The following is an 18,680-nucleotide window of genomic DNA, read 5'->3' as shown; positions in this document are numbered from 1 at the left end:
TTGTACATTTCATTATTCCTGTACAAGAATTCAGGTCTCCCTTCTTGAAAAGCGTTGCGTGGATTAAATCCACGAAATCGTCGGGCACTCACGCTTCCCATTAACTGGAACCTGATTGATGAATACCACTCGCCGATTGTGCCTCGTCCTGGGCGACCAATTATCTTTCGACCTCGCCTCGCTGCAGGGGCTGGATCAAGAGCGCGATACGGTGCTCCTGGTCGAGGTGATGGAAGAGGCCAGCCATGTTCCTCATCACCCGCAAAAGATCGTCCTGATTTTCAGCGCTATGCGCCACTTCGCCGAAGCGTTGCGGCAAAGGGGATTCAGGGTGCAGTACGTAACGCTCGATGATCCGGAAAATACCGGCTCCGTACCGAGCGAGTTGCACCGCTGGCAGGCACGCCTGCAACCGGCTGAACTCCATATCACGGAGTGCGGTGACTGGCGACTGGAGCATTCAATCAGGAACTGTGGCTTGGCGATCAAGTGGCATTCCGATCGTCGCTTTCTTTGCTCACGTGCCGATTTCGCTCACTGGGCGCAGGGCAAAAAACAGCTGCGCATGGAGTTCTTTTATCGAGAGATGCGCCGCAAGAGCGGGTTGCTGCTCAATGGCGACGGCACCCCGGTCGGAGGCGCCTGGAACTTTGATGCGGAAAACCGTAAAGCCTTGCCCAAGGGTGTCAGGCCGCCTGCGCCAGCCCGTTTTACGCCAGATGCAATCACCCGGGATGTGCTTGCGTTAGTTGCCAAACACTTCTCCGGTCACTATGGCGCACTCGACACGTTCGACTATCCGGTCACCCACGCCGAAGCTCAGGCCCTGTGGGATTACTTTCTCGATTGGGGCCTGGCAGCCTTCGGCGACTATCAAGACGCCATGGCCAGCGATGAGCCGTTTCTGTTTCATGCGCGTATAAGCGCGGCACTTAATATCGGCTTGCTGGATCTTCGCCAGCTTTGCAGCGATGTGGAATCTGCATATTGGTCCGGCAGCATTGCACTCAACGCCGCCGAAGGCTTTATTCGACAACTGATCGGCTGGCGTGAATATGTCCGAGGTGTCTACTGGCTGAAGATGCCTGACTATGCCCAGGGAAATGCCTTTGGTAATACCCGGTCGCTTCCAGAGTTCTACTGGACAGGTAAAACGCAGATGAACTGCATGCGCCAGGCCATCAGCCAGAGCCTGGAACATGCCTACGCCCACCACATTCAACGACTAATGGTGACCGGCAACTTCGCACTGCTCGCCGGTATCGCACCGGGTGAAATATGTGAGTGGTATCTGGCGATCTACATGGACGCCTTCGACTGGGTGGAACTCCCCAATACGCTGGGCATGGTCATGCACGCCGATGGCGGCTATCTCGGTTCCAAACCCTATTGTGCGAGCGGCCAATACATCAAGCGCATGTCCGACTATTGCCGTGGCTGCGCCTACAAAGTGAGCGAAAGCACCACAGACGACGCTTGCCCTTTCAACTCGCTCTACTGGCACTTTCTAATGCGTCACGGCGACCGACTGCGCGGCAATCAACGCATGAGCATCATCTACAAAAACCTCGACCGCATGCCGGAAGCAAAACAACAGGCGCTTTGGCAACGCGGCGAGTGGTTGCTCAAGCAATTGGACGATGGGGAGTCGTTGTGAAAAAAAGCGAGCTGCCCGTCAAAACCTGCGCGACCTGCGGCCTTCCATTTACATGGAGGAAGAAGTGGGCTCGCTGCTGGGAGGACGTGCGCTACTGCTCTGAGCGTTGTCGGCGTAGTAAATCAAGTCGCCCACCTATATGACAATTTCAGCAAACGGAGCCAAACAACATGGACGTCATCAATCAGTTGCAGCCCGAAGAGTGCGCAGGCATGGAGGATATCCGACGCGAAATCGATGCCCTTGATCAGGCTGTTATCAAACTGTTGGGCAAGCGCTTTCAATACGTACTGGCGGCCTCGAAATACAAGACCTCAGCAACTTCCGTGCGTGCTCCGGAGCGTTTCAAGGCGATGTTGGCAACACGACGCCAGTGGGCCGAGGCTGAGGGCTTGAGCCCGGATGCAATCGAACAGATGTACCGTGACCTGGTAAACCACTTTATTGCAGAAGAAATGAAACACTGGTCGGCCCATCGATCCGACACCTGAATCTGGTGTCCGGGCTGTCAGTCATGGTGCGGCAGCAGGATTGAGGCGTTTTAAAGACCCTCAATCCTTCTCAGGACATTTGAAACTCCAGGAATAGACCTTCATGTCTTTGACCTCTTCCCCGACAGTCGCCACGCCCAGACAGACGCCGTTCCTGACGTAGTTGAAACTGCAGAATTGAAGACCAACCGTACACGACTCGATTTCAGTGAAGCCTTTTCTCTGAAGGATGTTTTCGACCCCGTATTCACCTGTATAGGTCGGGTTCGGCTTCCAGCCGTTTTTGATCAAGGCCTTTCGTGCGGTTACAAAGGGCATATGTTCTTTGAGCGGGACGTCGGTTGCGTGGGACAGGGGGCTGATGCAGCAGAGAAGGGTGATGAGGAGTGGTTTTAGCTTCATTTGATGGTTCTGACAGAGCCGACGTTGTGCTTAGGTGTCTTCAGTGAAGAGGGACACTTTGATGTAGAAATACTTTATTTCTGACCACGAATCCCGTTTGTCTACTGGCGTCTCTTCGGACCCCATACCCAGCATGTACCCCAGACGTGTTCTTTTATCGCGATAGAAGAACAGGGCTGAATCCCATCCGCAACACATGTGCTGAAGCTTTGGAAGACCGAAGCTCTGATTCATGTATCGCTCAGCTTCAAGTGCATCAAGGCCTTTTACTCGGTAGCGAGCAACGAGAGGCTTTCCTTGTAAGTTGTTGTCCTAGGTGCATTCCAGAAGCTCAACAAACTCAGGTTTGTCGCTGAGTTTTGCAAGAAAATCCTCACAGTGCGGTTCGGCCTTTGCGCAACCGGCCAAAACAAATAGCACTCCGAATAAGGGTCCAAGGAACAACCGCTTCATCTATTTCTCCATGATCTCCATTTCTCCTAAGCCCCCCGCGCAGCACCAGAGCTATTCATCGAGACTTCACCGAGTGAGCGAAGCGGATGGTATCCGAGCCTGACGCAAGTCATGGGCGCTCATGATGCAACATTTTGAAAACTGAACGGGCGTTAGATATCCCAAACAAATCGCGCTGTAGAAGCAGCCATCGACTGCTTCTACAGGAACCGACCGGTTACGCCACTTCGACGTGATCCAGCGCCTGATTCACCGCGAGCTCGGCAATCATCACCACCTGCGCAATACCCAGCGCCGTCTTGCGGTTCGACGGATCGAGCAGGGCAGCGAAGTTACTGAGCATCTCGCTCGCCGAACTCAGGGTTTCGCTGGCATTGGCCAGCAAACATTCGGTGTTGAACTTCGGATTGGCCAGGTACATCCGCTCGGGCTCGTTGCAGGACGACATGACCCCGGCGGCGGGGAAGAGATAGTGATCCAGCGCACGCTCGGCGGCGTCGTGGAGCTTTTTGGAATTGGGGGATTCGTAGGGGGAGGTTGGGTCGGTTTCGGGTGGGTTGGGTGTTGGTTTGATCATGGATGTATCTCCTGGAAAGTTATCTAGGAGCCATCAGCCTTCGCTACCAAACGTAGGGTGGTGGCCATGCTCAGGTTGGTAGACCGGTCCAGGAACCCGGCGCTTCCGAAGAAGCCCTGCGCACGGCCACCATAAAAAGCAGAGACGAGAACGATCACTGCAAAGAGGTAGCGCCATGCGCCTGGAATACCGGGCTACCAAACCCGATCACTGATTTTCAGTGACCTCGAAACGATAAGACCCGCATGCCAGACGCACAAGCCGGCGGATTCTGGCGTAGTCGTAGGCAATGACGCAAGGCGTTGTAGCCTTGGGGAAGTTACGGATGGTGACTTTAAACGTGGCCGTTTAAGTCGAGAAATTTTGCATGAGATTGAGCGAGTATCGGTGGATTAGCCGGTAAAGCGAGGAGCACTCGTTGGTAAGGGTTCCTTCCAAAGTAACTACGGAACCCTCCCGTTCCCCAAAAACTTGTTATTTATCTGGTTTGTGAGTCGGAAGCGTTGGATGTTTCGGTTTGTTTGGAGGGTTGACGTGATGCCTTCTGTCGTCCTTTCCGTCGTCACGTTTTGGTTTCGGGCCTGGTTTGATGTGAGTTGACATACTTGTCTCGATATCCAAGTGGTTGATTTTCAGATGGGGCAGCTAGCAACCAACGGCTTGGTTCCTAGGCGTGCACAGAAAATTTAGAACCGATCTACGAAATTTCAAGCAGATGAAATAAGAAAAACGAAAAGCGGCCTGTCGTTTCACTTCAATCGCTAGGTAGCGCCAACATCGTGCATTGAATAGGCCCTGCCTTTCGGTGGCTTATCGCAGAAACTCCTAGGCACCAAAGTGGAAATCAGTCCCCTTTTCTGAAGCTCTGTTTGGTTGCACCGAGGAATCGCACAACGATGACCCGCCTCTACTAGGATCGCGCGTCGGATTTCAGCTGGGATAGCAGGTCTGGACAATTTAGGTCTCTCAGGAATGTATTAGTGATAAATAAAACTGTCACCTTTTCTTCTCATTTGATTAATTTAAAATTCTCACCTGATTGTACTTTTCCTAATAAGGTTACGGCGGCCTCTGAGTATTTCCTAGTAAAGCTGCTGTCCGATTTTCCGGTTTTCAGTTTGAAGTGGTAAGGGTTGTCCGAGTTCTTCATGTCGAATCCAGTCATGTCTTCCAGTGCTTCGATAAGTTTGTGTGCGCCGTTCCAACTGGTGAACCCAAGTTTCTCTGCCACCATTTGGAGCGTGTATGGATAATTGGCGTTTACGCTTGCAGGGCCATCTAGAGATGTAATACCCAGTATTTTTGCAAAATTTTCATCGCTCTCCACAGCATGCTCAAGCATTGAAAAGTTGACTTCTATTTGCTTTGTTAACGTGTCTCTCCTTACCAAGTTGAATGCCCGAGCCATGAGAGCGCGCAATAGCTTTACGTTGATCTGCTCGAGAGTTCCATTATTCCCAAATGCATTAAATACCCAGTCAAACGATGAGGCGGTTATGCTTTTTATGCGGATCGATACATCTCCGCCAACATTGATTATCCGCTCGCGAGGAGGGTAGGAGTTTTCGCTGATGTCTTTGTCCCACTCTAAGATGTAAATATTTGGAGTTAAGGCTTGGGTTGCCTTGAACATTCGAGTGACATCATAAAGTATGCTTTTTATATTTTGATCTTCGGCGCTGTAGCCGATAAAAAGAAGTGGGTGCTCTGCAAAATAGGTAAGTAGTTTTGCACTTAAGTATTTTTTGTCTGCCTCGAATACCTTGTAATCTTCTTCTGTTAATACGAGGGATAGTGGGTCGGAGATGCATCCGTGTATCTTAAATATCTCTCCAATTGATAAGTATGGTTTGCTTAGTACTTGCTGTCCCACGACTCTTTCAAAATCAGGGAAGATTAATTCTAGCAGTTGGTCATAGTTCGTTGTTATGAGTGCGTGCGGGCTCATTGCTTTAAGGGCTGCAATTTCATTGTTCAGATAATCTGATCCGTAGGATCCATTTTTGTCCGGCCCCATTCCATCGAGAATAGTCGCAATAGAATGCTTTATGAAAATATCGGAAGGGTAAGCTTCAGAAAAATACTCAGGCGGAAACTGATCTCTCCCATCAGTCCAAGCCCACTCTCGGAAGCAGTCAGAAAATATGCTTCCGATTTCCACTAAGCTTTTATTTTTTTGTTTGTAGTAAGCCAAATCCAAACTGATATTTGGGCACTTTGAAGCCAAGGCCTTGAGTAGTTCCTCCCAGCTTGGACCATTGGAGTACCGTTTTGAAAAGCCTGAGCCTACGAATAGAATTGGTTGGCATGCGGCTTGGCCAAGAACATTAAGTATGTCGGACGTTACCTCTTCTTGATATTGCTCGTAGCTTAAAGGCATGCGACCTCCATTTAACGTCGTAAAAAACAAAAAAAGAGGTGGCAGATTTATTTTCAGAAGATGAATCTGTCACCTTTATAGTCTAGCTCATAAAATTCCTGCTCATTTTGTTCTAACGATTTTTTCGACAGATTGAGTGGTCAGAGAGCCCCAATTATCGCTGTAGCCAGTGAAGTTATGCTTGCTATGTGAGGGAGCGCACTCAGTAGTGCGGTAATAACGGTTTTGCTAGGGGTCGGTAATGCTAGTTGTGACTCAACGCTATCCAAAATCTCAGACGCCTCACTTTTTTGCCTTGTGTCTTCAATGGTTTCAATTATTTTTCTAATAGATGCGAGGTGTTCGTTCAGTTGCCCATTTATGGTCACGGAGTTTGTCGAATTGTCAAAAGAGTCATGGTTGATGCGTGCATTATGTCCTGTAATGTTGTACGTGATGCTCTTGATTCGTTGTTGGGCTTCTGGTAGGCCAAGTTTTTTTACCTTCATTTGGTAGTGCGCATCGATGCCATGAAAAGGTTCATGAAAACCTGGATCAATCACATCGAAAGATTCCACGCCTCCATTGGACATTCTTCGTTCAATTAGATCGCCTGGCTCGATAAGTATGTCTGATCGATCTAGGAAGATATTATTTGATTGAACGCTTGCTTTCAGGTCGGTAATAATTTCGCCAGTACTTTTTCTTACTGTAATCGTATCTGTCATGAAATCTGAAAATGACATAAATTCTCCGTGGTTTTGGGAGGGGCTTTGGTGTTGCGTTGTCTTGGAATTAGTACGCTAGCTATTTGATTGAGTTTTTCAGCTAGCAGGTGCCCAAGCTCAACAGGTTGTCTGTCCAGACACCGTCGGCATATGTTCGTAAGTAAGGCAAACCTTGAGATGGACGAACAACCCCTACCTCAGCCCGTATCCCGAATGAGTTCTTTACATAAAACGTATCGGTCTTTGCTTCTATTCGTTGTACTGCGTCTGCTGTAGTGAGATACCACGGTACTGATGCATTACCAACCTGTGTTATCCGGTCGTGAGATTTAGAGCCGGACAGTGTAATGCAGGTGATTTGACAGTCTCCCAATTTCCCTCTCCTTCATACGTACGGCTTTCAAAAAATGCTCATCGCCATATGAATGTAGTAGAGGTTTCTTGGATACTCCGAATCTTTTCGCCATTTTAGTATTTTTTGAATGTGATTTTTTAGAAAAAATCTAAATAGAACAGTGAGTTAGATGCACAGTAAGCGATGCCTGCACCAGCCTTGCTACCATCACGGTCGACTATTGCCGCAATCTAAACCTTAACCCACCGTCCCCGACTCCAAGCACTCAAAAAGTCGACTGCAAACACCAACCCCAACATCGCCAAAATCACCGTCCCCGCCTGCGCCTCCTGAAACAAACTCAAGCTCACATACAACATCTGCCCCAACCCCCCAGCCCCGACAAACCCCAGCACGCTAGCCATCCGAATATTGTTCTCCCACCGATACAAACAGTAAGCCAGCAACTGCGGCGCCAGGTTCGGCAGCGTGCCGTAGCAGAACGCCAAAACCGGACTCCCCCCTTGCAATCGAATCGCATCCGCCGGCTCCGGCGGCGTGTTCTCCAGCGCTTCAGCAAACAACCGCCCAAGCACCCCGGTGGTATGCAGCGCCAGGGCCAAGGTGCCAGCGTTAGGCCCGAGGCCGGCCGCAAAGACCATGAGTGCAGCCCACACCAATTCAGGAATGGCGCGCAGGCCGTTGAGTAGCAGGCGCGCGGCACTCTGAAAAAACCAACCAAAGCGGCCAGCGGCGGGGAGTGCCAATAGCAGCCCCAGCACGGCAGCGAGGAGTGTGCCGAGGGCCGACATGGCGAGTGTTTCCATGGCGCCGTGGAGGATGGCGTTGAGGTAACCGGCGCTGAAGTCAGGGCTCAGGAAGCGGCCCACATACGAACCCATTTGTTTCAGGCTGGTAGCGCTGCCAAGTTCTTCGAGATCTAGGCCCAGGTACGCGAACGACGCGATGACGGCCGCAACGATGGCGAGAATCAGCGTCGTGTTGATCAGGCGCTTCATGTCAGCCTCCAGCGCAGCAGGCGGCTGAGTTGGTCGGCGCCGAGGACCAGCAGGAGGAAGGTCAGGAGCATGCTGGCGACTTCGCCGCCGGCGAACATGCGGATGGACAGGTCGATCTGCTGGCCGAGGCCGCCGGCGCCGACGAAGCCCATCACGACCGAGGCGCGGATGGCGCATTCCCAGCGGTAGACGGTGTAGGAGAGCAGTTCCGCCGCGACGTTGGGCAGTACGCCGTAGGCGAAACTGGCGAGGCGTCCGCTGCCGGCCTGGAGCAAGGCGTGGGCCGGGCGTTGGTCGGTGGATTCGAAGATTTCGGCGTAGACCTTGCCGAGCATGCCGCTGTAGGTGATCGCGATCGCCAGTACGCCCGCCGCCGGGCCGAGGCCGACGGCGCGCACGAACAGCAGCGCCCAGACGATTTCCGGCACGCTGCGCAGGAAGATCAGCAGTCCGCGCACTGGCAAGCGCAGCAGCCGGCCCAACAGGCTCGGGCGGCCACTGCGGGAGGCGGCGGACAACGACAAGGCGCGGCTGGCGAGCAGGCTGGCCGGCACCGCCAACACCAGCGCCAAAGCCATGCCGGCGGTGGCGATGGCCAGGGTTTGCAGGGTGGCCTTGAGCAGTAATTGCAGAAAGTCTCGATCATGGGCCGGCGGCCAGAAGGTCGAGACGAAGCGGCCCATTTCGCTCTGGCTGTCGGCGTGAAACAGCACGCCGAGGTCGAGTTCGCTGAGCTGAATGCCCGGCCACAGCAAGGCAATCGCCAACAGCGTCAGCAGCAGCCGTGGCCAGGCAGCGGGGTCGCGGGTGTCGGCGGTCAGCATCGTGGAATCTGCACAATCAGTGGCGTCAACGCGGGCGCCGGGGAATGCAGTTGTTCGTTGGCGTACAGGGTGTCGAGCATGTCATGGCTGACTTGATCGGACGGGCAATCGAAGAGGATCCGCCCCTCGCGCAAGCCGATGATGCGCGGGAAGTGTGCCAGCGCCAGTTCCACCGCGTGCAGGCTCGCCACCAGCGTGACGTTGTGCTCTTGGGCATGGCGCGACAGTACCGTCAGGGTGTGCCCGGCGAGGACTGGGTCCATGGCAGACACCGGTTCGTCCGCCAGCAAGACTTCCGGCGCCTGATACAGCACGCGAGCAATGCCGACGCGCTGCAATTGGCCGCCGGAGAGTTGCTGACACTGGCTGAAAAGTTTGTCCGCCAGATCCAGCCGCGCCAGAGCGGCGCGGGCGCCGGGGATGTCCAGCGGATGCAGCAGATTGATGAGGCTTCTGCCGAGGCTCCATTGCCCGAGTTTGCCGGCCAGCACCGCCGTCACCACCCGTTGCCGGGGCGGCAGGGGCGGTGCCTGATGCACCAGGCCGATTTTTGCGCGCAGGTGTTGGCGTTGGCGGGCGGACAAGTGCCAGGCCCGCTGGCCCAGCACTTCGATGTCGCCGTTGCTGGGCCGGATGGCGGTGGCCAGCAGGTTGAGCAGGCTGGATTTACCGGCGCCGGACGGGCCGATGATCGCAACCTGCTCGCCGCTGATGATCTGCAAATCCACACCACGCAGGGCTTCGACGCCGTTGGCGTGGTGCAGAAAAACTTGCTTGAGGCTCAGGGTCATTTCAGCAGTTCGGCAGCGCGGGCGGCTTCCTCGATGCCTTTGTAGTTGTCGGGGCTGGTTTCGATGAATCGGCTGGCGGCTTGCAGGTCGAGGATTTTCTTCTGCTCAGGGTTGGCCGGGTCGAGGGCGAGGAAGGCTTTTTTGATCTTCGCTGCCAGCGCCGGGTCGAGGGTGCCGCGCACGGTCCAGTTGTAATCGAAGTAGGCCGGAGTGGTGGCGAAGACCTTGACCTTGTTGGTGTCGACCTTGCCCGCGTCTACCAGTTTCTGCCAGACGCTGGCGTTCAGCACACCGGCATCGACCTTGCCGGCCTGTACCCAGGCGACGGTGGCGTCGTGGGCGCCGGAGTAGCCGACGCGGCTGAAATAGCTTTCCGGTTTGATGCCGTCCTTGAGCATGAAATAGCGCGGCATCAGGCTGCCGGAGGTCGACGATACGGAGCCGAAAGCGAAGGTTTTGCCCTTGAGGTCGGCGAGGCTTTTGACGTTCGGGTCGGCGGTGATGAATTTGCTGGTGAACTGCGCGTCCTGCTCACGCTGCACCAGCGGGATCACCGGGGTGGTGGCATCGGTTTTCAGCCGTGCCTGGACGAAGGTGAAACCGCCCAGCCACGCCATGTCGAGGCGGTCGGTGGCCAGTGCTTCAACCACCGCCGGGTAGTCGGCCACGGGAACGAACTGCACCTTCATGCCCAATTGCTGCTCCAGATAAGCCCCCAGCGGTTCGAACTTGCGCAGCAGTTCGGTCGGGGCCTCGTCGGGAATCGCGCTGACTCTCAACACGTCTGCGGCCTGGGCCAGCAAGGTGGAAAAGGACAGGGCCAGACCGGCAGTCAGTGCCAGGGTGCGTTTGAGCATGGGAATCTCCGTTTCATGGGCGTCAGGATCGGTGCACAGCGTGCGGAAAATCATCGTCGGCTGCAACGTCAGGTTAGTCGAATCGGCGCGATAGCGAGGGCTCAGTCCACCTGCGCGAAGCGTTCCACCAGCCAGTCGATGAACACCCGCACGCGGTTGCTCAGGTGCCGGTTCGGCGGATACAGCAGGTGGAACGGGTACGCCGGCGGGCGCCAGTCGGTGAGAATCGGTACCAGTTCGCCGCGTTCGATGGCCGCCCTGACTGTGTAGCTGAATGTGTGAATGATCCCCAGTCCCGCCAATCCGGCCGCCAGATGCGCGTTGCTTTCGTTGACGCTGACCAGGCCTTTGCCTTCGATCTGATGGCGTTCGCCGTTGCGCTGGAAGTTCGACGGCAGGATGCGCCCGGTGGAGGCGGAGCGGTAAGTGATCATCTGATGCTGGGCCAGTTCCAGCGGATGCATCGGCGTGCCGTGGCGCTGCAGGTAGTCGGGCGTGGCGCAGGTGGTCCATGACACTTCGCCGAGGCGGCGCACGGCCAGGTTCTGCTCGGCCAGCGGACCGCCGCGAATCACGCAATCCACTCGTTCGCTGATCAGGTCCACGGGCCGGTCGCTGACGCCAAGATCAACCTGAATATCGGGATAGCGCGCAAAGAACTTCGGCAGCTCGGGAATCACCAGCAGGGTGGCGGTCGAGCCGCCGATGTCCACGCGAATCTTGCCACGGGGCAAGCCTTGGGCCTGGCTGAAACCCTGGTCGATGTCGTCCAGTTGATGCAGCAGTTGTTGGGTCAATTGGTAGTAGGAGGCGCCATCGGCGGTCACGGTCAGGCGCCGGGTGGTGCGTTGCAGCAGGCGTACGCCGAGGTGACTTTCCAGTTGCCCGATCAGTTTGCTGACGGTGGTTTTCGGCAGATTCAGCGAGTCGGCGGCTTTGGTGAACGAACCGCTTTCAACGACACGGGCAAAAGTGCGGATCGCCATTAACTGATTCATCGGCTCGGGCTCGGATGGGAAGACAGGGCTGAGTATTGTGCATGTCTGTGTACAAACAAAACCTATTTAGCGGATTTTTCAATTCAATCCATCGGCCTAAAGTCGCTTTCAACGGCTCAACTACGACCCGTCACCTTCCTTGAAACGGTTACTGGAGATACATCATGAGCAACAGACTTGAAGGCAAAATCGCCCTGATCACTGGCGGCACCACCGGCATCGGCCTGGCCTCGGCGCAGGAATTCGTCGCCCAGGGCGCTACCGTGTTCATCACAGGTCGCCGTCAGGCGGAACTGGACAAAGCGGTCGCCGCCATCGGCCCGCGTGCCATCGGCATCCAGGGAGATGTGGCGAATCTGGAAGATCTGGATCGCATCTACCGCGAAATTGCCGAGAAGGCCGGGCACCTCGACATCCTGTTCGCCAATGCCGGTGGCGGCGACATGCTGCCGCTGGGCTCGATCACCGAAGAGCACTTTGACCGGATTTTCGGCGCCAACGTGAAGGGCACGTTGTTCACGGTGCAGAAGGCCTTGCCGCTGCTGCGCGATGGCGCATCGATCCTGCTGACCTCATCGACCACTTCGGTGCAGGGCACGGAAAACTTCAGCGTCTACAGCGCGAGCAAAGCGGCGGTGCGCAACTTCGCCCGGTCGTGGTTGCTGGACCTGAAACCTCGGCGCATCCGCGTCAACGCCATCAGCCCCGGCCCGGTGCGCACGCCAGGTCTGGCGGGGCTGGTGCCGGCGGAACACACGCAAGGGCTGTTCGATCAACTGGCGTCTATTGTGCCGATCGGGCGATTGGGTGAGCCGAGCGAAATCGCCAAGGCTGCCTTGTTCCTGGCCTCAGATGACAGCAGCTTCGTCAATGGCATCGAGTTGTTCGTCGACGGTGGCACCGCGCAGATCTGATCGGCGTCGGTCAATGCCCCGGCACTTGTTCACCCGAGTGCTGGGGCTCGTCCGTTTCCTCGGCCGGCGCCTTGTCCCATATCAGGCGCGGGTCGAAACTCATCGCCGAGAGCATGGTGAACACCACAACCAGGCCGAAAAACAGAATCCCCGGTCGCGGTTCGATATCCCCCAGCGCCTGGAATTTCACCAGCGCCGCCACCAGCGCAACCACCAGCACATCGAGCATCGACCAGTAGCCGATCAACTCGACGAATCGGTACAGCTTCGAGCGCTCCCGACGTGCCCAGTGGCTGTCCCGTTGCACGGTCACCAGCAGCAATGTCAGCGCAACGAACTTCACTCCCGGTACCGCGATGCTGGCGATGAAGATGATCAGCGCGATGTCCCACGCGCCGTGTTCCCAGAATTCCAGTACGCCACTCATGATGGTGCTGTCGGCGCCGTTGCCGAGCAGGGTGGTGTTCATCACCGGCAGCAGGTTCGCCGGCACGTAAAACGCCAGGGCGGCGAACATGTAGGCCCAGGTGCGGGCCAGCGAATTGGTCTTGCGTCGGTGCAGCGGCGCGTCGCAGCGCGGGCACTGGTGCGGCTCGTCAGTCATGTCGCAGGCCAGCCCGCAGCTATGACAGAGGCAGAGGTTGAGTTCGCTGGCGGTCGGTGGTCGTTTCACAGGATGTCCCACAAATCACGTATGTCGCGTCCGGCGACGCGGATCAGCAACAGGCTGAGCACGGCCAGCGCAAACAGGCCGATGCCGGGGATCACATCGAGCATGCCCGCCAGTTTGAACACCGCCACCATCGCCCCGAGCAGGCACACTTCGAGCATGCTCCACGGCCGCAGTGCTTCCAGCCAGCGCATGCACAGTTTGAAGGCCGGCGAACGGCGCGAGGCGAGGGCGAAGCTCAATACCCAGATGAGCAAAACCAATTGAAAGGCCGGGGCGATGATGATCGAGATCGCCGCGACCATGGCCATGAAGGTGATCGGCCCCTGACTCAGGGCCAGCACCGAATCCCACAGGGTCGCGCTGTTCTTCAGGCCCTTCATGCTGATGCTCATCACCGGGTAGAAATTGGCGAACAGCCACAGCATCGCGGCGGTGAAACTCAGGGCCAGACGCTGCTCCACGCTCAGGTTGTTGTGGCGCTGGAGCACGCCGCCACAGCGGGCGCAGAGGGATTTCTGGTAGCGGGCGAGCGTGGCTTTTTCGTACACGCAGTCGCAATGCTCGCAGATGATCAGGTGATCAGTCGTGGCCATGGGGCGCTCGAGGGGAGGAGGGCTTGAACCTTCTTCAATATAGGCGCGTTGGGGCATCCGACAACTGTCACATCCCGAAATGCACCTTTGGTCTGCCGGCCCGCCGGGTTTGTGGAAGCGTTCCATACTCCTTGGCGCCGAATTCATTACGAGCAGGAGCAGGGCCATGAGTGAAAAACCGACGATTGTGCTGGTACACGGATTCTGGGGCGGGGCCGCGCATTGGGGCAAGGTCATTGTCGAACTGTCGCGCAAGGGCTACAGCAAAGTGCAGGCCGTGGAAATGCCACTGACCTCGCTGGCCGACGACGCCGAGCGCACGCGCAAAATGGTCGCTCAAGTGAACGGCCCGGTGCTGTTGGTCGGGCACTCTTATGGGGGAGCGGTCATCACTCAGGCCGGCAACCAACCAAATGTGGTGGGGCTGGTGTACATCGCCGCGTTCGCCCCCGATCAAGGCGAAAGCCCCGGCGGCATTACCCAGGAACATCTGCCTGCCGCCGCGCCGAATCTGGCGCCGGACAGCGACGGCTTTCTTTGGCTCAAGGCCGACAAATTCCATGAAAGCTTCTGCCAGGATCTGCCGGCCGAAGACGCGCTGGTGATGGCCGTGACGCAAAAGGCGCCGCTGGCCAGCACCTTTGGCGATGTCATCAGCGATCCGGCGTGGAAGCACAAGCCGTCCTGGTATCAGATTTCCAGTCAGGACCACATGATCCACCCGGACAACCAGAAACGCATGTCCGCCCGGCTCAACGCGAAGAAAGTCATCACCCTCGACGCCAGCCATGCCTCGCTGGCCTCTCATGCTGCAGAAGTGGCGGCGCTGATCGACGAGGCCGCCAGGGCCTGACAGCGACCACGCAACCGGGTGTTTCAAACCGGTTGCGTGGCTTCCTCTTCTGCGATGGAAGCTTGCACGCTGGGGCGCTCGGCGATGCGCGTCATGTAGTTCGCCAGCGCTGGCCAGTCTTCAATGGCGATACTGAATGTCGGCAGCCACTTCAACACCGTGAACAGATAGGCATCCGCCACGCCGAACGCCTGCATCAAAAAGGGCCGGGTCGCGAGGAGGCGGTTCAGGTAATCCAGTCGCTTGAAGAGTTTGTGTTTAAAGATTGTTTTGGTGGCTTCCGGAATCTCGCTGCTGAACAGCGGCGCGCTGCCCCCATGAATTTCCGAACTGATGAAATTCAGGTACTCCTGCAAACGCGAGCGCTCCCAGGTGCCGTTGGCCGGGGCCAGCGTATGACCCGGCACGAGGTCGACAAGGTACTGCAAAATGGCCGGCCCCTCGGTCAGCACCTCGCCGCTGTCCAGCATCAGTGCCGCTACGTAGCCCTTCGGGTTGATCTCGCGAAAGTCCCGGCCGTCAGCGGTGCGCTTGGTCTGGTTGTTGACCCGAACCAGCTCGAACGGCAGCGCCAGTTCACGCAAGACAATGTGCGGGGACAGCGAGCAAGTCATGGGCGCGAAGTACAGTTTCATGGGATCTCCTTTCAGATGAAGGCTCAGAATCCACTACCGCTGCGCCGCTTCGCAAAGGACATCTGCGGTGCTAGCGTATGACAAAATCTCATGGACTCAAGAGGCCCTATGCTCACCCGACTACCCTCGCTCAACGGATTGCGAGCCTTCGAATGTGCGGCCAGGCACCTGAGTTTTACCCGCGCCGCTGAAGAACTGAATGTCACGCAAACCGCGATCAGCCATCAGATTCGTCGCCTCGAAGATGAACTGGGTGTACGCCTGTTCATGCGCTTGAAGGATGGGCTGGCGCTGACTGATGAGGGCAATGCGTACTTTCCCGGAATTCGTTCGGCGTTTCTGGAACTGCGGCATTCAACCGAGCGTTTGCTGGAGGCGAACAACCAAAGTGTCCTGACGATCAGTACGCTGGTTTCGGTGGCGTCCAAATGGTTGTTGCCGCGTCTGCCATCGTTTCGCGAGGCGCATCCCGAGATCGATGTGCGGATCAGCGCGTCCACCGAACTCGTGGACTTTCGCAAGGGCGGTATCGATGCGGCGATTCGCTACGGCACCGGCGAATGGCCGGGGTTGCGGGCGGACTGGTTGATGTCCGACGAGATCTTTCCGGTGTGCAGCCCGCGCTTGCTCAGTGGTCCGAACCCGATCAAGACACCGGCCGATCTGACCCGACACACCTTGCTGCAAGTCAGCGGCCAGACCGCCAACGACTGGAGCGACTGGCTGCACGCGGCAGGCCAGCCGCCGCTCCCGGCCAAAGGCCCACGCTTGACCTTCGACCTGGCGATGATGGCGGTGCAGTCGGCGATTGACGGGCAGGGCGTGTGCATCGGGCGCTCGACTTACGTCGAGGACGATTTGCGGGCCGGAAGGCTGGTGGCGCCGTTTGATTTGCGGCTGAAGTCCGACTCGGGTTTCTACTTCGTCACCCCCCATGAAAACGCCGAATCGAAAAAAATCGTGGCGTTCAGGCAGTGGCTGTCGCAGGTGCAGAGAGTTGTATGAGCGTGTATCAATCCCGCCCCGGTACACAGTGAGCTAACAAGCGCGGATATCGGGACACATTCCCGGTACATGCCCTCGTCAAAGTAGAGGCGTCACTTCACGACTTCCAAGAGGGCAACACCATGCGCCGCACACTCCTGATGACCGCTGCAGCCGTACTCGTTTCACTGACCGGCCTCGCGAACGCCGCTGACACCCCATCCGCCGCCCCTGCGAAGAGCTGGCAACAAGGCCTGAGCCGCACGGATCTGGTCCATCAGGATCTGGGCGCTGCGGATCGCGAAGTGATCCAGGCCCGTGTTGATTTTGATCCGGGCATCACCTCGCCCCGGCATGCGCACCCGGGCGTTGAAGTCGCCTATGTGATCAGCGGCACCTTCGAATACCAGCTCGAAGGCCGGGCACCGGTGACGCTCAAGGCCGGGGATTCGTTGTTCATTCCGGAAGGCGTGGCGCACATCGCGAAGAACGTTGGCAACGACAAGGGCTCGGAACTGGCGACTTACATCGTCAAGAAGGGCGAGCCGTTGTTGATTCTCAAGCAATAACAGAATGGAAACAGAAAAGGCCTGCCACATTGGCAGGCCTTTTTGTTGTTGAATTCAAATCAGGCTGACGACCAAGTCGAAATGGGCGCTCCATTCAGTCTGAAAGATTTCAGCGTGCATCCACCTCTTCAGCAGTCCCGGCGGATGATCTTTGCTTGCGCCTCTTAAGCCAGCTGAAAAACGCATGTACCGGATGAAGAATGGCGGTCAGCACGCCAAGCAGCAAAATGATGAAGAGGATGATCAATGGGATGCTTTCGTGCGAGAACATGGTGGGTTACTCCTGTAGTCACTATGTTGGAACCCGCAGACTAGACGCATCCGGAACTGTTTTTGGTGAACGTATGTTCATCCTGGAGCGCTTCGATTGTGCTACGGCGAGACATGACATTGGCTCCAGGACATTCACCGGTTCACGCTGACGGGCACCCATTCATGTCGAAATCAGGCATCGCCATGCCGCACACGAGCTATTTGCGATCAACTCTGGCCACGTAAGGTGAAACTTCCTCCAGAGAACAACAAAAACAATGAACAGCCTGAATTCGAAGGATTCGAACGGTCAGTTGGCGCAGGGTTTCAAGCCGCGTCATGTGACCATGTTGTCAATTGCGGGAATCATCGGCGCGGGGTTGTTTGTCGGTTCCGGGCACGCCATCGCGGCAGCGGGGCCGGCCGTGTTGCTGGCGTATCTGTTCTCCGGCCTGTTGGTCGTGCTGGTCATGCGCATGCTGGGTGAAATGGCGGTGGCCCACCCCGACACCGGATCGTTTTCCACCTATGCCGATCAGGCCATCGGCCGCTGGGCAGGCTTCACCATCGGCTGGCTCTACTGGTGGTTCTGGGTGCTGGTCATCCCCATCGAGGCCTTGGCGGCCGGGCATGTCTTGAATCAGTGGTTTCCCCAGGTCGATGCATGGTTGTTTGCCCTGGTGTCGATCATCCTGCTGGTGGTGACCAACCTGTTCAGTGTCTCCAAGTACGGCGAGTTCGAATTCTGGTTCGCGATGGCCAAGGTCGTGGCGATCATCGGTTTCATCGGTGTGGGTTTTGCCGTGTTGATGGGCTGGATACCCGAGCGTGAAGCCAGCGGCCTCAGCCGTTTGATGGAAGAACATGGCGGGTTCGCCCCCAATGGCCTGTCGGCGGTGGTCGGCGCGTTCATCACCATCATGTTCAGTTTTATCGGTACGGAAGCGGTGACCATCGCTGCGGCGGAATCGAATAACCCGGCGCAGAACATCGCCAAGGCCACGCGCTCGGTGATCTGGCGCATCGGCGTGTTTTACCTGCTGTCGATTTTCGTGGTGATCTCCGTGGTGCCCTGGAACGATCCGCTGCTGGCGTCCGTCGGTTCCTATCAGCGCGCCCTGGAGTTGATGAACATTCCCCACGCCAAATTCATGGTCGATGTGGTGGTGTTGATCGCGGTGGCCAGTTGCATGAACTCGTCGATCTATATCGCTTCGCGCATGCTGTTCTCGCTGGGACGGCGCGGTGATGCGCCGCACGCCTTGAAAGTGACCTCCGCTGCGGGTGTGCCGAGGGCCGCGGTGATTGCCAGCAGCGTCATCGGGGCCGGGGTGACGTTGCTCAGCTACTTCATGCCTGCCGGGCTTTTCCAGTTTCTGCTCGCCAGTTCCGGTGCCATCGCGTTGCTGGTGTATCTGGTGATTGCGGTCTCGCAGCTGCGCATGCGCCGAATGCTGCGCCGGCAGAACGTCGAGCTGACCTTTCGCATGTGGCTGTTTCCGTGGCTGACGTATCTGGTGATCGCCTTCATCTGCGCCGCACTTGCGGTGATGATGGTGACACCGGAGCATCGCATGGAGGTGTCCTCGACCATTGGCCTGGCGCTGGTGATTTCCTTTATCGGGCTGGTGACGACGCGTCAGCATGGGGCGGCGACTTCTTCTGTCCCAGTCAAACAAAACGCCCGACGCAGTGCCTCGGGCGTTTAGGAAGGATC

The 18,680-nt window shown here is 56.8% G+C and carries 22 protein-coding genes and 1 pseudogene; 8 read left to right on the top strand and 15 right to left on the bottom strand.

All coding sequences use genetic code 11. The features are described from left to right. Positions 1-118: 118 nt before the first annotated feature. From ACW9HX_RS11075 to ACW9HX_RS11065, 3 genes are read left to right on the top strand one after another with little or no spacing between them, the layout of a single operon-like run. Positions 119-1,657, top strand: coding sequence for a cryptochrome/photolyase family protein (locus ACW9HX_RS11075; protein ID WP_457380626.1), 1,539 nt, complete (start codon positions 119-121; stop codon positions 1,655-1,657). Further along, the gene (locus ACW9HX_RS11070) at positions 1,654-1,800 is read left to right on the top strand and encodes a DUF2256 domain-containing protein (RefSeq protein WP_457380625.1); all 147 of its coding nucleotides are present in this window, start codon (positions 1,654-1,656) and stop codon (positions 1,798-1,800) included. Before ACW9HX_RS11075 ends, ACW9HX_RS11070 begins: the two co-directional genes overlap by 4 nt. 27 nt (positions 1,801-1,827) lie before the next feature. Further along, the gene (locus ACW9HX_RS11065) at positions 1,828-2,148 is read left to right on the top strand and encodes an isochorismate lyase (RefSeq protein WP_457380624.1); all 321 of its coding nucleotides are present in this window, start codon (positions 1,828-1,830) and stop codon (positions 2,146-2,148) included. 60 nt (positions 2,149-2,208) lie between these two features. Here ACW9HX_RS11065 and ACW9HX_RS11060 read toward each other — a convergent pair whose 3' ends face one another. The 11 genes and pseudogenes from ACW9HX_RS11060 to ACW9HX_RS11010 all read right to left on the bottom strand — a co-directional run bounded on the left by ACW9HX_RS11060 (position 2,209) and on the right by ACW9HX_RS11010 (position 11,490). Then, on the bottom strand, positions 2,209-2,550 hold the full coding sequence (locus tag ACW9HX_RS11060) for a hypothetical protein (RefSeq protein ID WP_457380623.1): 342 nt from the start codon (positions 2,548-2,550) through the stop codon (positions 2,209-2,211). Between the two features lie 30 nt (positions 2,551-2,580). Then, positions 2,581-2,847 (bottom strand): annotated as a pseudogene (locus tag ACW9HX_RS11055) (DUF4952 domain-containing protein); the annotation flags it as partial. A 373-nt stretch (positions 2,848-3,220) separates the two neighbouring features. Next, positions 3,221-3,580, bottom strand: a complete 360-nt coding sequence (locus ACW9HX_RS11050) for a DUF6124 family protein (RefSeq protein WP_207867919.1) — start codon at positions 3,578-3,580, stop codon at positions 3,221-3,223. Positions 3,581-4,589: 1,009 nt separating this feature from the next. Continuing rightward, positions 4,590-5,960 carry an SIR2 family protein gene (locus ACW9HX_RS11045; protein WP_457380622.1) on the bottom strand — a complete coding sequence of 457 codons (1,371 nt, stop codon included), beginning with the start codon at positions 5,958-5,960 and terminating at the stop codon, positions 4,590-4,592. A 140-nt stretch (positions 5,961-6,100) separates the two neighbouring features. Beyond that, positions 6,101-6,685 carry a hypothetical protein gene (locus ACW9HX_RS11040; RefSeq protein WP_457380621.1) on the bottom strand — a complete coding sequence of 195 codons (585 nt, stop codon included), beginning with the start codon at positions 6,683-6,685 and terminating at the stop codon, positions 6,101-6,103. 82 nt (positions 6,686-6,767) lie between these two features. Next, positions 6,768-7,040: a DUF3892 domain-containing protein gene (locus tag ACW9HX_RS11035; RefSeq protein WP_085604361.1), complete on the bottom strand. Its 273-nt coding sequence runs from the start codon at positions 7,038-7,040 to the stop codon at positions 6,768-6,770. A gap of 212 nt (positions 7,041-7,252) precedes the next feature. Continuing rightward, a complete protein-coding gene (gene phnE, locus ACW9HX_RS11030) occupies positions 7,253-8,020 on the bottom strand; it encodes a phosphonate ABC transporter, permease protein PhnE (RefSeq protein WP_457380620.1) in 768 nt (255 codons plus the stop codon). Next, positions 8,017-8,844, bottom strand: a complete 828-nt coding sequence (locus ACW9HX_RS11025; protein ID WP_457380619.1) for a PhnE/PtxC family ABC transporter permease — start codon at positions 8,842-8,844, stop codon at positions 8,017-8,019. The genes phnE and ACW9HX_RS11025 overlap by 4 nt, the downstream gene beginning before the upstream one ends. Further along, positions 8,838-9,635 (bottom strand): phosphonate ABC transporter ATP-binding protein, encoded by a 798-nt coding sequence (locus ACW9HX_RS11020; RefSeq protein WP_457380618.1) that lies wholly within the window; start codon positions 9,633-9,635, stop codon positions 8,838-8,840. Before ACW9HX_RS11020 ends, ACW9HX_RS11025 begins: the two co-directional genes overlap by 7 nt. Next, positions 9,632-10,492, bottom strand: a complete 861-nt coding sequence (locus ACW9HX_RS11015; protein WP_457380617.1) for a putative selenate ABC transporter substrate-binding protein — start codon at positions 10,490-10,492, stop codon at positions 9,632-9,634. The genes ACW9HX_RS11020 and ACW9HX_RS11015 overlap by 4 nt, the downstream gene beginning before the upstream one ends. Positions 10,493-10,593: 101 nt before the next feature. Further along, positions 10,594-11,490 carry a LysR family transcriptional regulator gene (locus ACW9HX_RS11010; protein WP_457380616.1) on the bottom strand — a complete coding sequence of 299 codons (897 nt, stop codon included), beginning with the start codon at positions 11,488-11,490 and terminating at the stop codon, positions 10,594-10,596. Between the two features lie 164 nt (positions 11,491-11,654). On the opposite strand from ACW9HX_RS11010, the gene ACW9HX_RS11005 reads away from it, so the two are divergent. After that, positions 11,655-12,404, top strand: a complete 750-nt coding sequence (locus tag ACW9HX_RS11005; protein ID WP_457380615.1) for an SDR family NAD(P)-dependent oxidoreductase — start codon at positions 11,655-11,657, stop codon at positions 12,402-12,404. A gap of 10 nt (positions 12,405-12,414) precedes the next feature. Here the strand turns inward: ACW9HX_RS11005 and ACW9HX_RS11000 are convergent, their stop codons facing one another. Next, on the bottom strand, positions 12,415-13,077 hold the full coding sequence (locus ACW9HX_RS11000) for a paraquat-inducible protein A (protein ID WP_457380614.1): 663 nt from the start codon (positions 13,075-13,077) through the stop codon (positions 12,415-12,417). Continuing rightward, positions 13,074-13,670: a paraquat-inducible protein A gene (locus ACW9HX_RS10995; RefSeq protein ID WP_114882977.1), complete on the bottom strand. Its 597-nt coding sequence runs from the start codon at positions 13,668-13,670 to the stop codon at positions 13,074-13,076. The genes ACW9HX_RS11000 and ACW9HX_RS10995 overlap by 4 nt, the downstream gene beginning before the upstream one ends. A gap of 166 nt (positions 13,671-13,836) precedes the next feature. On the opposite strand from ACW9HX_RS10995, the gene ACW9HX_RS10990 reads away from it, so the two are divergent. After that, positions 13,837-14,523, top strand: a complete 687-nt coding sequence (locus tag ACW9HX_RS10990) for an alpha/beta hydrolase (RefSeq protein WP_457380613.1) — start codon at positions 13,837-13,839, stop codon at positions 14,521-14,523. Between the two features lie 23 nt (positions 14,524-14,546). On the opposite strand, the gene gstA is transcribed toward ACW9HX_RS10990, so the two are convergent. After that, the gene (gene gstA / locus ACW9HX_RS10985) at positions 14,547-15,158 is read right to left on the bottom strand and encodes a glutathione transferase GstA (protein ID WP_457380612.1); all 612 of its coding nucleotides are present in this window, start codon (positions 15,156-15,158) and stop codon (positions 14,547-14,549) included. A 108-nt stretch (positions 15,159-15,266) separates the two neighbouring features. On the opposite strand from gstA, the gene ACW9HX_RS10980 reads away from it, so the two are divergent. Continuing rightward, a complete protein-coding gene (locus ACW9HX_RS10980) occupies positions 15,267-16,163 on the top strand; it encodes a transcriptional regulator GcvA (protein WP_457380611.1) in 897 nt (298 codons plus the stop codon). A gap of 122 nt (positions 16,164-16,285) precedes the next feature. Further along, complete coding sequence (locus tag ACW9HX_RS10975; RefSeq protein ID WP_457380610.1) at positions 16,286-16,711, top strand: cupin domain-containing protein; 426 nt, start codon at positions 16,286-16,288, stop codon at positions 16,709-16,711. 109 nt (positions 16,712-16,820) lie between these two features. Here the strand turns inward: ACW9HX_RS10975 and ACW9HX_RS10970 are convergent, their stop codons facing one another. Then, positions 16,821-16,982: a hypothetical protein gene (locus ACW9HX_RS10970; protein WP_457380609.1), complete on the bottom strand. Its 162-nt coding sequence runs from the start codon at positions 16,980-16,982 to the stop codon at positions 16,821-16,823. 259 nt (positions 16,983-17,241) lie between these two features. On the opposite strand from ACW9HX_RS10970, the gene gabP reads away from it, so the two are divergent. Beyond that, complete coding sequence (gene gabP, locus ACW9HX_RS10965; RefSeq protein ID WP_457380608.1) at positions 17,242-18,672, top strand: GABA permease; 1,431 nt, start codon at positions 17,242-17,244, stop codon at positions 18,670-18,672. The last annotated feature ends 8 nt before the right edge of the window (positions 18,673-18,680 follow it).

Source organism: Pseudomonas sp. SDO52101_S400, from assembly GCF_054071635.1.
Note: the sequence above shows the minus strand (reverse complement) of the source record. Positions and strands in the feature narration are given on the sequence as shown.

Bases quoted from the DNA above. Each gene is read 5' to 3' on its own strand.
- ACW9HX_RS11075 (WP_457380626.1), top strand. From the start codon at position 119: ATGAATACCACTCGCCGATTGTGCCTCGTCCTGGGCGACCAATTATCT.
- ACW9HX_RS11065 (WP_457380624.1), top strand. From the start codon at position 1,828: ATGGACGTCATCAATCAGTTGCAGCCCGAAGAGTGCGCAGGCATGGAG.
- ACW9HX_RS11060 (WP_457380623.1), bottom strand. From the start codon at position 2,550: ATGAAGCTAAAACCACTCCTCATCACCCTTCTCTGCTGCATCAGCCCC.
- ACW9HX_RS11050 (WP_207867919.1), bottom strand. From the start codon at position 3,580: ATGATCAAACCAACACCCAACCCACCCGAAACCGACCCAACCTCCCCC.
- ACW9HX_RS11045 (WP_457380622.1), bottom strand. From the start codon at position 5,960: ATGCCTTTAAGCTACGAGCAATATCAAGAAGAGGTAACGTCCGACATA.
- ACW9HX_RS11040 (WP_457380621.1), bottom strand. From the start codon at position 6,685: ATGTCATTTTCAGATTTCATGACAGATACGATTACAGTAAGAAAAAGT.
- phnE (WP_457380620.1), bottom strand. From the start codon at position 8,020: ATGAAGCGCCTGATCAACACGACGCTGATTCTCGCCATCGTTGCGGCC.
- ACW9HX_RS11025 (WP_457380619.1), bottom strand. From the start codon at position 8,844: ATGCTGACCGCCGACACCCGCGACCCCGCTGCCTGGCCACGGCTGCTG.
- ACW9HX_RS11020 (WP_457380618.1), bottom strand. From the start codon at position 9,635: ATGACCCTGAGCCTCAAGCAAGTTTTTCTGCACCACGCCAACGGCGTC.
- ACW9HX_RS11015 (WP_457380617.1), bottom strand. From the start codon at position 10,492: ATGCTCAAACGCACCCTGGCACTGACTGCCGGTCTGGCCCTGTCCTTT.
- ACW9HX_RS11010 (WP_457380616.1), bottom strand. From the start codon at position 11,490: ATGAATCAGTTAATGGCGATCCGCACTTTTGCCCGTGTCGTTGAAAGC.
- ACW9HX_RS11005 (WP_457380615.1), top strand. From the start codon at position 11,655: ATGAGCAACAGACTTGAAGGCAAAATCGCCCTGATCACTGGCGGCACC.
- ACW9HX_RS10995 (WP_114882977.1), bottom strand. From the start codon at position 13,670: ATGGCCACGACTGATCACCTGATCATCTGCGAGCATTGCGACTGCGTG.
- ACW9HX_RS10990 (WP_457380613.1), top strand. From the start codon at position 13,837: ATGAGTGAAAAACCGACGATTGTGCTGGTACACGGATTCTGGGGCGGG.
- gstA (WP_457380612.1), bottom strand. From the start codon at position 15,158: ATGAAACTGTACTTCGCGCCCATGACTTGCTCGCTGTCCCCGCACATT.
- ACW9HX_RS10980 (WP_457380611.1), top strand. From the start codon at position 15,267: ATGCTCACCCGACTACCCTCGCTCAACGGATTGCGAGCCTTCGAATGT.
- ACW9HX_RS10975 (WP_457380610.1), top strand. From the start codon at position 16,286: ATGCGCCGCACACTCCTGATGACCGCTGCAGCCGTACTCGTTTCACTG.
- ACW9HX_RS10970 (WP_457380609.1), bottom strand. From the start codon at position 16,982: ATGTTCTCGCACGAAAGCATCCCATTGATCATCCTCTTCATCATTTTG.
- gabP (WP_457380608.1), top strand. From the start codon at position 17,242: ATGAACAGCCTGAATTCGAAGGATTCGAACGGTCAGTTGGCGCAGGGT.